This is a genomic window from Zhihengliuella sp. (assembly GCF_031178195.1).
Classification (GTDB): domain Bacteria; phylum Actinomycetota; class Actinomycetes; order Actinomycetales; family Micrococcaceae; genus Zhihengliuella.
Genome location: NZ_JAPSJL010000006.1, coordinates 127,473 through 142,367 on the forward strand (window position 1 = coordinate 127,473; position 14,895 = coordinate 142,367).

Below are 14,895 nucleotides of genomic sequence, written 5' to 3' on the forward strand. Positions count from 1 at the left end.
GACGCGTGCACCCCGGACGTCGGCCACAATAGTGGCATGGCCGAACAGCAGAGCACCCGCACCAGCGCCCCCGCCCCCGCCGATTCCCCGGCCGCCGCCGACGCCGTGGACGCGGCCGGCGCGACGCCGTCGTCCGGGACGGTGGGCGGGACGTTCACGGTGCACGACGCCGTCGAGCTGGCCGTCGTGGACCGCAACGGGTTCGTCGAGTCCCGGCACATCGGCTCGGCGGTGGTCGTCGGCCCGGGCGGCGAGGTGGAGCTGCAGGTCGGTGACATCGAGGCGCCCGTCTTCCCGCGCTCGTCGCTCAAGCCGTTCCAGGCCATCGCCTCCATGCAGGCCGGCGCGCCGCTGGTCGGCGAGCAGGTGGCGCTCGCGTGCGCCAGCCACGTCGGCAGCCGCGCGCACATGGAACTGGCCGCGTCGATGCTCGCCAAGGCCGGACTGAGCGAGGACGATCTCCGCTGCCCCACCGCCTGGCCGCAGGACGTCCCCACCCGCACCGCGCTGGTCCGCGGAGAGCTCGAGATCGGCGGCCGGACGCTGGCCGCAGAGAAGTCGCGGCTGGCGTTCAACTGCTCCGGCAAGCACGCCGCCTTCCTGTGGGCGTGCGTGGAGAACGGCTGGGACCTGGAGAGCTACCTGGACGCCGATCACCCGCTGCAGCGGCACGTGATCGAGGTGGTCGAGGAGTTCGCGGGCGAAAAGATAGCGCACCTGGCGGTGGATGGCTGCGGCGCCCCGGTGCCCGCGTTCTCGCTGCGCGGCCTGGCCCGGGCCGCCGGGAGGCTGGCCGCCGCGCCGTCGGACAAGAACGCCAACGCCCGGGCCGCGACCGTGGCCACCGCCATGCTCGACTACCCGTGGGCCGTCCACGGGGAGGGCGAGGACAACACGGTGGTGATGGAGGACCTCGGCCTCGTCTGCAAGCTCGGGGCCGAGGGCGTGCTCATCCTCGCCGCCCCGGACGGCACGGCGTGCGCGGTGAAGATGCTCGACGGCAACGGCCGCGCCTCGACCCTGGTGGGGCTGACGCTGATGGCCGCCGCCGGCGCCGTGGAGCCCGAGCAGCTGGGCCCCGTGCTGGAGAAGACCACCCAGCCCATCCTGGGCGGCGGCGAGCCCGTCGGCCGCGTCCGGCTGGCCTCCCCCGTCCTGGCGCTGCTGGACTGACGCATGGGAGTGCGACGCCGGATCGACGACTCCGCCGGCCGCGAGGCCGTGCGTGCCTGGTTGCGGGAGTTCGAGGCGCACCGGCCGGATTCAACGCAGCCGCCCGCTCGCGGCGGGGCCGGGCCGGAGAGCGCGGCGGATGGGCCGCTGCGACAGGAACGGACCGCCGACGAGGTGCTGGCGGCGGCCGAGGCCGTCGCCCTCCCCCGCACGGTGCTCGCCACCGCCGTCCGCTACGCGCTCGAGGAGCTCTCCGAGATCGCCGAGGGCAACTCGGTGGAGGTGCGGGTCCCGCCGTTCGGCGTGGCCCAGTGCGTGCCCGGCCCGCGGCACACCCGCGGGACCCCGCCGAACGTCGTGGAGATGAAGGCCGGGGTGTGGCTCGCGCTGGCCACCGGCCGCGCGGACTGGGACGACGCCGTCGCGGCCGGGCGGGTGTCCGCCTCCGGCGTGCGGGCCGACCTGGCCGAGGCGCTGCCCCGCCTGACCCGCATCTCCCGGGCCTGACGGCGTGGCGGGATGGCCCGGACGCCGCCCGGGACTGCAGGACACCCGCCCTCGGCGCCTGCCGCCTGTCCCCCGCCCCGGCAGGCGTCGAGGCACCCCTGCCAGTGGGTACCCTTGTCGCATGGATCAGCACTCCGACGACCCGCAGGAACAGCGCGCCCAGAACCCCCGGTCGATCGACGTGGAGGTCCGCCGCTCCCCCAGATTCTGGCCGTTCATGGCGGTCGGCGCGGTCCTCGGCTTCATCGCGGCCCTGATCTCCGCGTACACCGGCGAGCCGCACCAGGAGTTCACCCGGGGCTCGGTCGCGGCCTTCCTGGCTGTGATCTTCGGCATCATCGGTGTCTTCCTCGCCTGCCTCGCCTACCTTCTGGTCGACCGCTCGCTGCGTCGGAGGACCCGCCGCCTGCAGGCCGTCCGAGTCGACGGCGCGAGCACCCCGGACGGCGCCGGCGCGGCTGACCGCGCTCGCGGCCGGGACGTCGGCGGCGGCTTCGACGGGGACCTGCGCCCGGAGGGCGGCGACGGCCGCTCCTGAACCGCCGTCGCACGCTTGCGCCGCGCCCCACCCGACCCCCTCCGGCCCGGAACGGCGGTTCGCGCGGCCCGTCCCCACGGGGATCGGCCCCCGGCTCGGGACCGGTGACATGATCGTCCAGCACCGTTCCGGCCGTGAGAGAATGGGACCCATGGCGCGTGGTGACGGAATGCTCAATCATGATCTCCTGCCCGACGAGAAGGGGCCGCAGGACGAATGCGGCGTCTTCGGCGTGTGGGCCCCCGGCGAGGAAGTCGCCAAACTGGCGTACTACGGCCTCTACGCGATCCAGCACCGCGGACAGGAGTCCGCCGGCATCGCCACGAGCGACGGCCAGCGCATCAACGTCTACAAGGACATGGGCCTCGTGTCCCAGGTGTTCGACGAGAACACGCTCAACGCGCTGACCGGGCACCTCGCGATCGGCCACTGCCGGTACTCGACCACGGGCGCCAGCCACTGGGCCAACGCGCAGCCCACGCTGGGCGCCACCCACGACGGGACCGTGGCCCTGGCCCACAACGGAAACCTGATCAACACCGCCGAGCTCATGGAGATGGTCCAGGCCGAGCAGGGCGACCAGGTGCGCGGCGAGATCGCGCAGGGCAACACCACCGACACCGCGATCGTCACGGCCCTGCTGCACGGCCGCGAGGGCGAGACCCTCGAGGACACGGCGATGGGCCTGCTGCCGCGGCTGCGCGGCGCCTTCAGCTTCGTCTTCATGACCGAGGGCACCCTCTACGCGGCCCGGGACCCGCAGGGTGTGCGGCCCCTGGTGCTCGGCCGGCTGGACCGCGGCTGGGTGGTCGCCTCCGAGCAGCCCGCGCTCGCGACCGTGGGCGCCAGCTTCATCCGCGAGATCGAGCCCGGCGAGCTCATCGCCATCGACGAGAACGGCGTGCGCAGCCGCCGCTTCGCCGAGGCCAAGCGCGCCGGCTGCGTCTTCGAGTACGTGTACCTGGCCCGGCCGGACGCCTCGATCAACGGCCGCTCGGTCTACGAGTCCCGCGTCGAGATGGGCCGGCAGCTCGCCCGCGAGAACGACGCCGAGGCGGACATCGTCATTCCCGTCCCGGAGTCCGGGACCCCCGCAGCGATCGGTTACGCCGAGGAGTCGGGCATCCCGTTCGCCCACGGCTTCGTCAAGAACGCGTATGTGGGGCGTACGTTCATCCAGCCGTCGCAGACGCTGCGCCAGCTCGGCATCAAGCTCAAGCTCAACGCGCTCGAGCCCATCATCAAGGGCAAGCGCGTGATCGTCGTCGACGACTCGATCGTGCGCGGCAACACCCAGCGCGCGATCGTCCGGATGCTGCGCGAGGCCGGCGCCGCCGCGATCCACGTGAAGATCTCCTCGCCGCCCATCAAGTGGCCGTGCTTCTACGGCATCGACTTCGCCTCCCGCGCGGAGCTGATCGCCAACGGCGCCACGATCGAGGAGATCACCCAGTCCATCGGCGCCGACAGCCTCGCGTACATCTCCGAGGACGGGATGATCGGCGCCACCGAGCAGCCGCGGGAGCGGCTCTGCACCGCCTGCTTCACCGGCGACTACCCGATCCCGCTGCCCACCGCGGACCGGCTCGGCAAGAACCTGCTCGAGCGCAGCAACGGCAACCCGGTGACCGAGCCGGAGGGTGGATGCGACCCGGGCCCGGACGCGGAGTTCGAGTCGACGCTGACCGACGCCGACCGCAGCGCCACCACCGCCTGACACCCTCATCGCCCCACCCCACCCGACGATAGGAAACGAAAGCCGCATGAGCGCCACCGACCACCAGCCGATCACGTATGCCTCCGCCGGTGTCGACGTGGAGGCGGGAGACCGCGCCGTCGAACTCATGAAGGACGCCGTCAAGGCGACCCACAGCGCGTCCGTCCTCGGCGGTGTCGGCGGTTTCGCCGGCCTGTTCGACGCCTCCCGCCTGCTCGCCTACAAGAAGCCGCTGCTGGCGACGTCGACCGACGGCGTGGGCACCAAGGTCGCGATCGCCCAGGCCATGGACATCCACCACACCATCGGGCACGACCTGGTGGGCATGGTCGTCGACGACATCGTGGTGGTCGGCGCCGAGCCGCTGTTCATGACCGACTACATCGCGTGCGGCAAGGTCGTCCCGGAGCGCATCGCGGACATCGTCCGCGGCGTCGCGGAGGCGTGCTCGCTGGCCGGCACCGCCCTCGTGGGCGGCGAGACGGCCGAGCACCCGGGCCTGCTCGGCGAGCACGAGTACGACGTCGCCGGCGCCGCGACCGGCGTGGTCGAGGCCGAGCGGCTGCTCGGACCGGACCGCGTCCGCGAGGGCGACGTCGTCATCGCCATGGCCTCGTCCGGCATCCACTCCAACGGCTACTCGCTGGTGCGCCGCGTCATCAACCACGCCGGGTGGGCGCTCGACCGCGAGGTCTCGGAGCTCGGCAAGACCCTCGGCGAGGAGCTGCTGGTCCCCACGAAGGTCTACGCCGCCGACTGCCTCGACCTCGTCCGCACCCTGAACGGGGACGCCGCCCCCGAGTCGGCGCCGCTGCGCGGCTTCAGCCACGTCACCGGCGGCGGGCTCGCGGCCAACCTGGCGCGCGTGCTGCCGCAGGGCGTCATGGCCACGGTCGACCGCGGGACCTGGGAGCTGCCGCCGGTCTTCCGCCTCATCGGCCAGCTCGGCGGCGTCCCGCAGGCGGATCTGGAGCGCACGCTCAACCTCGGCGTGGGCATGATCGCGATCGTCGATCCGGCCGCGGCGGACGCCGCGATCGCGCGGCTCACGGAGCGCGGCGTGCCCAGCTGGGCCATGGGCACCGTCGGCCGCGTCACCGACGACGCGCCGTCGGCGGGCGCCGACTTCGTCCAGGGCGCCAAGGGCGTCGACGGCGGCGCCGTCCTCATGCAGGGCGCCTACGCCAGCTGACGCAGCCACGCGAACGAGAACGGCGGCCGGCCCCCTCCAGGGGACCGGCCGCCGTCGTCTCGGCCGAGCGGTCCGACGCGCCGCGCCGGACGGGGACCGGGGCCGGACCGGGGCCGGGCCGGGGCCAGCCGACGAGCCCGCCCGGCGCCTCTAGGCGGCCGCGTGGAGGGTTCCGTCGACCCGGTCGGGCCCGCCCGGGTGGACGGGACCGGGGTGCGGCTGCCACTGCGGCTCCGCCGGCTCGGGACCGATCGGATCGGGGTTGGTGAGCGGGTCGGGCTCGATCGGCGGGTTGCGCGTGGGATCGGGCCGGGGCGGCTCCGTCGGGTCGGTCCGCGGCGGTTCCTCCCGTGCGGGCTCGACGTCCGGGTCGGGCGCCGGCGTGGTCGACGGGCTGCGCTCGGGCACGGGCGGTCCGGACGGATCCGGCGAGGTCGCCGGGCCGGGATCGGGGCTGGGGAATGGATCCGGCCGCGGGTCCGGCCCGGGGTCCGGGACGGGGGCGGGCCCCGGCTCGGGCGCGGTCGCCGGATCCGACTGCGGGCTTGGTTCCGGCGTCGACTCGAGGTCGATCCGCGGGCCGCCGCGGCGGTTCGGGAGGGTTTCTGTAGAAGTCACGAGCTGGTTCTCCTTCCTTCCGTCGGGCGCCGCCGTTGTCCGCCGACGCCCCTTGCCGGCCAGCCTACAACCGATGGGCCCACGCCCCTAGGGCGCTGACCGGGACGGAGGCGCCGCTGTCGGCGACTGGGCCGCTATGCCTCCGCAGCCAGGGTCTCGAGGGCCGGGACCACGCGCGTCCGCCAGCGCCACTGCGCCCGGGCGTCGGCCCGTGTGGGTCCGCCGTTGATGATCCCGACCTGCTGACCGCGCTGCAGTGCGTCGAGGACCAGACGGTAGCCGCTCATGACCGCGACGCTCGAGCCGATGACGAGCAGCGCCTCCGACTCGGCCTGCAGTCGCGCGACCTCGTGCTTCCGCTCCACGGGCACGCTCTCACCGAAGTACACGACGTCGGGCTTGAGCTCGACGCTGCCGCAGACGAGGCAGCCGACCATACGGAAGTCGTCGACGAGGTGCTGGTCGAGGGTGACGTCGCCGTCCGGGTTGACGGCGTCCGGGTCGAGGTCCACGCGCTCCAGGTAGCCGGGATTGGCCGTCTGCAGGCGGGCATCGAGGGAGCGGCGGTCCTCGACCGAGCCGCAGTTCAGGCACCGCACCAGCGACAGGTCGCCGTGCAGGGGGATGGCGGTCGAGCCAGCGGCGGCGTGCAGCCCGTCCACGTTCTGGGTGACGATCCCGCTGACCCAGCCGCGCCGCTCGAACTCGGCCAGCAGGTAGTGCGCCCGATTGGGCGCCGCCCGGCGCATGTGACGCCAGCCGACGAAGCTCCGTGCCCAGTAGCGGTGGCGGGCCGCGGGGTCGTGCTTGAACTCCTGGTAGGTCATGGGCCGATGCCGCCGCAGCGACCCGTTCGGGCCCCGGTAGTCCGGGATGCCCGAGTCCGTAGAGACGCCGGCACCCGTCAGAACCATCGTCCGGCCGGCCGCGAGCAACGCCGCGATGCCCGCGCGCGCCAGCTCGGGGTCCTGGGGCTCGGCGGTCTCGTCGACGACCCGCGCGATCGAGCGCAGGGCCGCCTTGTGCGCCGTGTTGATCGCGACGTGGTTGAGGGCACCGTTGTGCGTCGCGAGGCCGGCGTCCGTCCCGGTCGGCACGTCCGCGGGGGTCGTTAAACGATGGCGGCCGGGCGTGGTCTCACCATGCCCGGCCCCCGCATCGAGGTCCGACTCAGCCGAAGCGCCGCTCATCCTCGTCGTCGCCATCGGTGTACTTGTCTGCGTAGTCCCCGTAATCCGCTTCAAAGGGATCGTCGGCGTGCGCGGTGGCCGCAGTGCGGGTACCACCGAGCTCGCGTTCGAGGGCAGACAAGTCAGTGGACGGGGAGTAGTACTTGATGTCCCGTGCCTGCCGTGTTGCTTTTGCCTTCTGACGGCCGCGCCCCATGGCGTGACCCCCTTCGCGGTAGTGATCCGGAGGTGGTCCCCCACGAAGGAGGAGGCCCCGGATTAAGTGATTGGATCGTTCGTATTCCAAGGTTAACATGTTTCGGTCCGGATCGCGGTGTCGGTTGCCGCGTGAGAACGCCGGATCCGTGCGGGATTGGTCACCACCTCCACCGCGCCGTCACAGCTGCCGCACTGCGCGATTCCGGCCGCCGTCGCGGCTAAGGTTGGAGGTGCGCCACCGCGCGTCCGCGCCCTGCGCCCCGCCGCCGAGAAGGAGCCCTTTGGAACCGTCGGAGAGCCCCCAGACGTCGCCCTACCAGCCGCCGAGGCCGGCGGAGACCGAGACGAAGCGCCCCTCGCGCGTCTGGCTGGTCGTGGGCGCCCTGGCGGTGGTCCTCCTCGTGGTCTACGCGGTCTTCCGGCTGGACGGTACGACGCCGGAGGAGTCGCCCGACGCCGTCGTCCGGAACGACGACCCGGGGATCGACGGGATCATCGCCGCCGACGCCCCGGCGTCCGCTTTCGAGGTCGGCGACTGCCTCGCGGGCTTCACCAGTCCGCTGGAGGAGGCCACGATCGTCACCTGCCAGACCCCGCACAACGCGCAGTTCATCGGGACCGCCACCCTCGACGACCTCCCCTACCCGGGCGAGGCGGGCACCACCGAGAAAGCCGCCGAGGCGTGCAAGGCCATCAAGCTGGACACCGACGTCCTCATGGCGCACCAGTGGACCTACCAGTTCAGCCAGCCGTCCAGCGGGTCCTGGGAGGCCGGGGACCGTGACGTCGCCTGCTTCCTGTCCCTGAAGTCCGACGACGAGCGGACCGCCGACTCCGTCCTGCCGCCGGCCTCCTGACCGGGGGCTCTCGCCGCGGCCGCAGCGGTCCGGCGCACTCGATGGTGCACCGGACCGCCGTCGTCGTCACCGCTCCTGGCCTTCCCGGCACCGATGGCTCGGCCGCTAGCCGGCGCGGGTGACCTTGAGACCGGTCCGCTCGCTCTGCTCCGGCTCCACGTCCACCAGGACCTCGTCGCCGTCGGCGATCCCGCCGCCGAGGAGCTCCCGCGCCAGCCGGTCGCCGATCTCGCGCTGGACCAGCCGCCGCAGCGGCCGCGCGCCGTAGGCGGGGTCGAAGCCCGTGAGCGCCAGCCACTCGCGGGCCGCGTCCGTGACGTCGAGCGTGAGCCTCCGCTCGGCCAGCCGCCGGGCGAGCGCCGCGACCTGCAGGTCCACGATCTGCCCCAGCTCCTCGATCGAGAGCGGGTCGAACATGATGACGTCGTCCAGCCGGTTCAGGAACTCCGGCTTGAACGAGGCGTTCACGACGTTCAGGACGGCCTGGCGCTTGGCGTCGTCGTCCAGGGTCGGGTCGACCAGGAACTGCGAGCCGAGATTCGAGGTCATGACCAGGATGACGTTGCGGAAGTCCACCGTGCGGCCCTGGCCGTCGGTGAGGCGTCCGTCGTCGAGCACCTGGAGCAGGATGTCGAAGACCTCGGGATGGGCCTTCTCCACCTCGTCGAGGAGGACCACCGAGTACGGGCGGCGGCGCACGGCCTCGGTCAGCTGGCCGCCCTCGTCGTAGCCGACGTATCCGGGAGGGGCGCCGACCAGTCGCGAGACCGAGTGCTTCTCCGAGTACTCGGACATGTCGATGCGGACCATCGCCCGCTCGTCGTCGAAGAGGAAGTCGGCGAGCGCCTTCGCCAGCTCGGTCTTGCCGACGCCGGTGGGGCCGAGGAACATGAACGAGCCGGTGGGACGGTCCGGGTCCGAGATGCCGGCCCGTGCACGGCGGACGGCGTCCGAGACGGCGGTGACCGCCTTCGACTGCCCGATGAGCCGGTGGCCGAGGAACTCCTCCATCGCGAGCAGCTTCTGCGACTCGCCCTGGAGCATGCGGCCGGCGGGGATGCCCGTCCAGGCGCTGATCACCTCGGCGATGTCCTCCGCGGAGACCTCCTCCGAGACCATCAGCTCGTGGTCGCCGGCGTTCTGCTCGGCCTCCTGCGCCTCGGCCAGCTGCTGCTGCAGGGACGGGATCTCCCCGTAGAGCAGGCGGGACGCCTTCTCCAGGTCGCCCTCGCGCTGCAGCCGCTCGGCCTGCATCCGCAGCTCGTCGAGCTGCACCTTCAGGTCGCCGACGCGGTTCAGGCCCGCCTTCTCGGCCTCCCAGCGCGCATTGAGGGCGTCGAGCTGCTCCTTCTTGTCGGCCTTGTCAGCGCGGATCGCTTCGAGGCGCTCCACCGACGCCGGGTCAGTCTCGCCCTCGATGGCCAGCTCCTCCATCGTCAGCCGGTCGACGGCCCGGCGCAGCACGTCGATCTCCTCCGGAGCGGAGTCGATCTCCATGCGCAGACGCGAGGCGGACTCGTCGACCAGGTCGATCGCCTTGTCCGGAAGCTGCCGGCCGGTGATGTACCGGTGGGAGAGGTTGGCGGCGGCCACGAGCGCGGAGTCCGCGATCTGGACCTTGTGGTGCGCCTCGTAGCGCTCCTTCAGCCCGCGCAGGATGCCGATGGTGTCCTCCACGCTCGGCTCCCCCACGTAGACCTGCTGGAAGCGCCGCTCCAGCGCGGGGTCCTTCTCGATGTTCTCGCGATACTCGTCCAGCGTCGTCGCGCCGATCAGGCGCAGCTCGCCGCGGGCCAGCATGGGCTTGAGCATGTTGCCGGCGTCCATGGCGCCCTCGGAGGCACCCGCGCCGACGACGGTGTGAATCTCGTCGATGAACGTGACGATCTGCCCGTCGGAGTTCTTGATCTCCTCCAGGACGGCCTTCAGTCGCTCCTCGAACTCCCCGCGGTACTTGGCGCCCGCGACCATCGAGCCCAGGTCGAGGGCGATCAGCGTCTTCCCGCGCAGGGACTCGGGCACGTCGCCGGCGACCATCCGCTGGGCGAGCCCCTCGACGACGGCGGTCTTGCCCACGCCGGGCTCGCCGATGAGGACCGGGTTGTTCTTGGTGCGCCGGGACAGCACCTGGACCACGCGGCGGATCTCGGCGTCGCGCCCGATGACCGGGTCCAGCTTGCCGGAGCGCGCGATGGCGGTCAGGTCCGTGCCGTACTTCTCGAGGGCCTGGAACGTCGCCTCCGGGTCGGGGCTGTCCACGGTGCGGTCGCCGCGGAGCCCGGGCAGCGCGGTCTTCAACGCCTCGGGGGTCGCGCCCGCCTCGCGGAGGATCTCGCCGGCCCGGCCGGTGTCCCCGGCGAGGCCGATGAGGAGGAACTCGGTGGACACGTACGTGTCGCCGGCCTCCGTGCTGGCCTGCTGGGCGACGCTGACCACCTGCAGCAGCTGGCGGGAGAACTGCGCCTGCGCCACCGAGGATCCCGACGACGCCGGGAGCGCCTTGATGGCCCCGCTCGCCTGGACGGAGACGACATCGGGGTCGACGCCGGCGGCCTTCAGCAGGGCGACCGCCACCGAGTCCCGCTTGTCCATGAGGGCCTTCAGCAGGTGCACGGGCTCGATCTGCGGGTTGCCGGCCGTCGAGGCGTTCATGCCGGCGGCGGACAGAGCCTCCTGGCTCTGCGTGGTGAATTTGGTGTCCACTCGTGATCCTTTCTCTGCTTCGCTGTCAGCGCGGACGATCCACTCAAACTTGAGTCTATTATGCTCAACTTTGAAGCACGAGGATCTATTCCCCGGCCAGAGATCGAATCCCTCGGCCCCCGACGACGGCCACCCAGCATCCGAGCCCCGCCGCCCCCGGGTCGAGTCGCGCCAGCGACTCGTTGCGCGGCACGTGGTAGACCACGGTGAGCACGAACCCCGCGAGGCAGAGCGCCGCCCCGCCAACGAGCAGGGCGGCCGTCGCCGCCGGTGCCGTCGTCACGGCCCGGTCCCGGCGGACGGCCCGGCGGGCCGTGCACCGGTCATCTCAGGAGCGGCGGTAGGTGGGCAGCACGGCGTCGGAGGGCACGATCTCCTTGCCCAGCGGCACCAGCGAGACCGGGATCAGCTTGATGTTGGCGATGCCCAGCGGGATGCCGATGATGCTCAGGAACATCGGGATCGCGGTGAGCACGTGGCCGATGGCGATCCAGATCCCGGCGACCAGGACCCAGATGACGTTGCCGAGGGTCGCCCCGACGCCGCCGCCGCGCGGGCGCTCCACGATGGTCCGCCCGAACGGCCACAGCGCGTAGAGCCCGATCCGGAAGGACGCGATCCCGAAGGGGATCGTGACGATGAGGAGGCAGCAGATGATGCCGGCGGCGAAGTACCCGAGGGCGAGCCACAGGCCTCCGAAGACGAGCCAGATGACGTTCAGGACGGCGGAGAGTGTGGACTTCATGGCCTCATTCTGTCCCCTCCGGCTGAAAGCGGCCATAGGGGTTCTCCCTGATTCCCCCGCGGAGCGGACGCCCCTCCGGGGCCGGGCGCACGGCCCCGCGGTCCGGGTACCCTGTCAGGGTGAATTCCCCGGAGAACCGCAAGCAGCCCGTCAGCGGCCGCGCCGTCGACGACCCCAGCTACTACCGCGCCGAGCCCGTCTCTTTCGTGCGCCGCGGCTCCCGGTTGCAGGGCCGCCGCCTGGCGGCCTGGGAGAAGTACTCCGACCGCTACCTCTACGAGGTCTCGCGCGACATCGCGGACACCTCCGTCAGCCGGCAGGAGGGGTTCGACCAGGAGGCCGTGTTCGGCCGGACGGCGCCCCTGACGGTCGAGATCGGCTCCGGCCTCGGCGAGGCGATCGTCACGGCGGCCGCGGCGCATCCGGAGCGGGATTTCCTGGCCGTCGAGGTCTATGCGCCCGGCCTGGCCCAGCTCATGCTCCGCGCCGGGAAGCAGGATCTGACCAATGTGCGCGTCATCCAGGCCAATGCGCCGGAGGTCCTGGAGCATCTCCTCGCCCCGGGGAGCGTCGACGAGCTGTGGGTCTTCTTCCCGGACCCGTGGCACAAGTCGCGGCACCACAAGCGGCGCCTGGTTAAGGAGAGCTTCGCGGACCGCGCCCACCGGGCGCTGCGCCCGGGAGGCCTCTGGCGGCTCGCCACCGACTGGGAGGAGTACGCGCACCAGATGCGCGAGGTCCTCGACCCCGACGCCCGCTTCGAGAACCTGTACGACGGCGAGCGCGGCGGATGGGCTCCGCGCTTCGAGGGCCGCGTCCAGACGAGCTTCGAGACCAAGGCCCTCGCCGCGGGCCGCTCGATCTTCGACCTGGCGTACCGGAAGCGCTGAATCTCCCATTACTGAGCGGGTATATTCGCTCGCATGCAACTCTTCCACAATGAGGCCATCGAGGCCTGGCTCGGCGATTCCGGCGGCTGGCTCTGGACCTGGATCATCCTGCCGGTCGTCGCGTTCGTCGGCCTCTACTTCACGTTCCGCACCGGGGTGGTCCAGGCGCGCCTGCTGCCGAACATGCTCCGCACGCTCACGGACAAGGCCCTGGTGGGACGGGACGGCGAGCCCAAGTCCATCTCCGCCTTCCAGGCCTTCACGGTCTCGGCGGCCTCCCGCGTCGGCGTCGGCAACGTGGCCGGCGTCGCGACCGCGATCGCCATCGGCGGCCCCGGCGCCGTCTTCTGGATGTGGGTCATGGCCTTCATCGGCGGCGCGTCGAGCTTCGTCGAGTCGACGCTCGGCCAGCTCTACAAGGAGAAGTCGGCCGACGGTTACATCGGCGGCCCCGCCTACTACATGCAGAAGGGCCTCAAGGCCCGGTGGCTCGGCATCGTCTTCGCCGTCATCCTCGTGATCTGCTTCCCCATCGCCTTCTCCTCGCTCCAGGCCAACACCATCGCCCAGGCGATCTCCGGGGCCGCAGGCACCAGCGATCCGACGCTCATGGTGACCATCGCCGTCTCGCTGGCCGTCCTGACGGCGCTCGTGGTCTTCGGCGGGATCCGCCGGATCGCCCACGTCAGCCAGTCGCTGGTACCGGCCATGGCGGCGCTCTACATCCTGGTGGGCCTCGTCGTCGTCGTCGTGAACATCTCCGAGCTGCCACGCGTGCTCGGCTCGATCTTCACCGAGGCCTTCAACTTCCAGTCGGCCGTCGGCGGCGGCCTCGGCGCGGTCATCATGCAGGGCGTCAAGCGTGGCATGTTCTCCAATGAGGCCGGCCTCGGTTCCGCGCCGAACGTCGGCGCGACGGCGGCCGTCTCCCACCCCGTGAAGCAGGGCCTGGTGCAGACGCTGGGCGTCTACTTCGACACCTTCGTGGTCTGTTCGGTGACGGCGTTCATCATCCTGGTCTCGGTGCCGAACCCGCTCGGCGAGACGCAGGGCATCGAGCTGACGCAGACCGCCCTGTCCGACTCGCTGGGCGCGTGGTCGGCGATCCTGCTGGCGGTCATCATCCTGCTCCTGGCCTTCAGCTCCATCATCGGCAACTACTACTACGGCGAGGCGAACATCGCGTTCATGACCCGCAGCAAGTCCGTCATGACGGCCTACCGCACGCTCGCGACCGCCTCCGTGCTGGTCGGCGCGCTGGCCAGCGTCGGCGTCGTGTGGAGCTTCGCCGACGGCATCATGGGCCTGATGGCACTGACGAACCTGGTCTCGATCTTCCTGCTCGGCGGCATCGCCCTGAAGCTCCTCAAGCACTACAGCGCCCAGCGCAGCCTCGGCGAGGACCCGGTCTTCCTGGCCTCGGACATGCCCGAGCTCAGCGGCGTGACGGCGTGGACGCCGGAGGACGTCGAGTCCTTCGAGCCCCACGCCCGGCACGCAAAGTAGGGACGCGCACCAGCGGGCCCCCACGGTCCCGCGCCGCCGCGGACCCCGGACAGAACACGGACGCCGGCTCCCCACGGGGAGCCGGCGTCCGTCGTCGAGCCGGCGTCAGATCGGCTCGAGCCCGGTGGTCACGCGGGCGATGTTGCGCAGCGAGGTGGTGCCGGGATCGCGGTACCCGTAGACGCTCTGCAGGCGCCCGGGGACGAAGTGCGAGGAGTTGTGCCCGGTGACCGGATGCAGCCCCAGCTCGGGCCGAGCCTCGACGTCGAGGGCCCGGCCCACCCGGGAACGGGCGCCGGTGAGGCAGCCGAGCCAGCGCCCCGCCCGCGCGATGTAGTCGCTCCGCGCGACGACGTCGAAGAGGCGGTCATCGCGGATGCGCAGCGACTCCACGGTGTCGCGGAACCGCGACGGCAGACCGGGTGATCCGGTCGAGACCAGCGCGTCGACGAGCGGAGGCCCCGGCGGCATGACCCGGGCCAGGTGCTCGAGCGCGTGGACCGCGACGATCGAGCCGTAGGAGTGACCCTCGAGGGCCAGTGGCGGGCGGTCGGGCCGGAAGCGGAGCAACCGCAGGAAGTCCTCGGTGAACCGCGGGACCGCCGCCTTGGCGTGGAGGGAGGAGAGCGCCATCACGTAGCCCGGTGGCCGGTAGCCGAGCCAGGCGATCGACGCGGGCTCCGGTGCGCCGACCCGGCGCTGCTCGAGCAGTACCTGCCCGGCCTCGCGCACGGTCCCCCACATGGCCGTATCCGGCGTGATGCCCACGCCCTGGAGATGCCACGTGATGTGGCTGGCCGTGTCCAGATCGCCGAGTGCGACCGCCGCCAGGGGACGCGGTCCGGTCAGGTCCAGGTAGAGCAGGCGCCGCTCGGGAATGGCCCGGTCCATGGAGCCCGAGCGCAGGGCATGGCCGACGCCCTCGACCGCCCGGCGCTGCCGGTCCTCGAGGCCGTGCCGCACGGCCCAGAGCTCCCTGAAGCGCCGGCGCGCCTCCGCCGTGTACTCCGCGTAGTTCCGTGCCACCACAGGGGGATCGTACGCCGCCGGCCCCTCGGGAT

The 14,895-nt window shown here is 71.9% G+C and carries 15 protein-coding genes; 8 read left to right on the forward strand and 7 right to left on the reverse strand.

Features of this window, described 5'->3' with window-relative positions:
• Positions 1 to 141 precede the first annotated feature (141 nt).
• From RIN46_RS10225 to purM, 5 genes are all read left to right on the forward strand, one after another.
• Entirely contained in the window at positions 142 to 1,173 is a 1,032-nt protein-coding gene (locus tag RIN46_RS10225) for an asparaginase (protein ID WP_375141866.1), read from the forward strand.
• A gap of 3 nt (positions 1,174 to 1,176) precedes the next feature.
• Entirely contained in the window at positions 1,177 to 1,680 is a 504-nt protein-coding gene (locus RIN46_RS10230; RefSeq protein ID WP_375141864.1) for a sterol carrier family protein, read from the forward strand.
• Between the two features lie 121 nt (positions 1,681 to 1,801).
• Positions 1,802 to 2,218, forward strand: coding sequence for a hypothetical protein (locus tag RIN46_RS10235; protein WP_309080970.1), 417 nt, complete (start codon positions 1,802 to 1,804; stop codon positions 2,216 to 2,218).
• A 151-nt stretch (positions 2,219 to 2,369) separates the two neighbouring features.
• Positions 2,370 to 3,935, forward strand: coding sequence for an amidophosphoribosyltransferase (gene purF / locus RIN46_RS10240; RefSeq protein WP_309080969.1), 1,566 nt, complete (start codon positions 2,370 to 2,372; stop codon positions 3,933 to 3,935).
• A gap of 46 nt (positions 3,936 to 3,981) precedes the next feature.
• Positions 3,982 to 5,127 (forward strand): phosphoribosylformylglycinamidine cyclo-ligase, encoded by a 1,146-nt coding sequence (gene purM, locus RIN46_RS10245; RefSeq protein WP_309080968.1) that lies wholly within the window; start codon positions 3,982 to 3,984, stop codon positions 5,125 to 5,127.
• Positions 5,128 to 5,277: 150 nt separating this feature from the next.
• On the opposite strand, the gene RIN46_RS10250 is transcribed toward purM, so the two are convergent.
• The 3 genes from RIN46_RS10250 to RIN46_RS10260 all read right to left on the reverse strand — a co-directional run bounded on the left by RIN46_RS10250 (position 5,278) and on the right by RIN46_RS10260 (position 7,131).
• Positions 5,278 to 5,745, reverse strand: a complete 468-nt coding sequence (locus RIN46_RS10250) for a hypothetical protein (RefSeq protein WP_309080967.1) — start codon at positions 5,743 to 5,745, stop codon at positions 5,278 to 5,280.
• A gap of 134 nt (positions 5,746 to 5,879) precedes the next feature.
• The gene (locus RIN46_RS10255; RefSeq protein WP_309080966.1) at positions 5,880 to 6,842 is read right to left on the reverse strand and encodes a Sir2 family NAD-dependent protein deacetylase; all 963 of its coding nucleotides are present in this window, start codon (positions 6,840 to 6,842) and stop codon (positions 5,880 to 5,882) included.
• 73 nt (positions 6,843 to 6,915) lie between these two features.
• Positions 6,916 to 7,131, reverse strand: a complete 216-nt coding sequence (locus RIN46_RS10260; RefSeq protein WP_309080965.1) for a DUF3073 domain-containing protein — start codon at positions 7,129 to 7,131, stop codon at positions 6,916 to 6,918.
• A 283-nt stretch (positions 7,132 to 7,414) separates the two neighbouring features.
• On the opposite strand from RIN46_RS10260, the gene RIN46_RS10265 reads away from it, so the two are divergent.
• Positions 7,415 to 7,990: a septum formation family protein gene (locus tag RIN46_RS10265; protein WP_309080964.1), complete on the forward strand. Its 576-nt coding sequence runs from the start codon at positions 7,415 to 7,417 to the stop codon at positions 7,988 to 7,990.
• A 105-nt stretch (positions 7,991 to 8,095) separates the two neighbouring features.
• Here the strand turns inward: RIN46_RS10265 and clpB are convergent, their stop codons facing one another.
• The 3 genes from clpB to RIN46_RS10280 all read right to left on the reverse strand — a co-directional run bounded on the left by clpB (position 8,096) and on the right by RIN46_RS10280 (position 11,438).
• Complete coding sequence (gene clpB / locus RIN46_RS10270) at positions 8,096 to 10,693, reverse strand: ATP-dependent chaperone ClpB (protein ID WP_309080963.1); 2,598 nt, start codon at positions 10,691 to 10,693, stop codon at positions 8,096 to 8,098.
• A gap of 85 nt (positions 10,694 to 10,778) precedes the next feature.
• On the reverse strand, positions 10,779 to 10,976 hold the full coding sequence (locus tag RIN46_RS10275; RefSeq protein ID WP_309080962.1) for a hypothetical protein: 198 nt from the start codon (positions 10,974 to 10,976) through the stop codon (positions 10,779 to 10,781).
• Between the two features lie 45 nt (positions 10,977 to 11,021).
• Positions 11,022 to 11,438 (reverse strand): YccF domain-containing protein, encoded by a 417-nt coding sequence (locus tag RIN46_RS10280; protein WP_309080961.1) that lies wholly within the window; start codon positions 11,436 to 11,438, stop codon positions 11,022 to 11,024.
• Positions 11,439 to 11,557: 119 nt separating this feature from the next.
• Between RIN46_RS10280 and trmB the strand changes: the two genes are divergently transcribed.
• Together trmB and RIN46_RS10290 are read left to right on the forward strand one after the other, a co-directional pair.
• Positions 11,558 to 12,328 (forward strand): tRNA (guanosine(46)-N7)-methyltransferase TrmB, encoded by a 771-nt coding sequence (gene trmB / locus RIN46_RS10285; RefSeq protein ID WP_309080960.1) that lies wholly within the window; start codon positions 11,558 to 11,560, stop codon positions 12,326 to 12,328.
• A 33-nt stretch (positions 12,329 to 12,361) separates the two neighbouring features.
• Positions 12,362 to 13,834 (forward strand): alanine/glycine:cation symporter family protein, encoded by a 1,473-nt coding sequence (locus tag RIN46_RS10290; RefSeq protein WP_309080959.1) that lies wholly within the window; start codon positions 12,362 to 12,364, stop codon positions 13,832 to 13,834.
• Positions 13,835 to 13,939: 105 nt separating this feature from the next.
• Here RIN46_RS10290 and RIN46_RS10295 read toward each other — a convergent pair whose 3' ends face one another.
• The gene (locus RIN46_RS10295; RefSeq protein WP_309080958.1) at positions 13,940 to 14,860 is read right to left on the reverse strand and encodes an alpha/beta hydrolase; all 921 of its coding nucleotides are present in this window, start codon (positions 14,858 to 14,860) and stop codon (positions 13,940 to 13,942) included.
• Positions 14,861 to 14,895 lie beyond the last annotated feature (35 nt).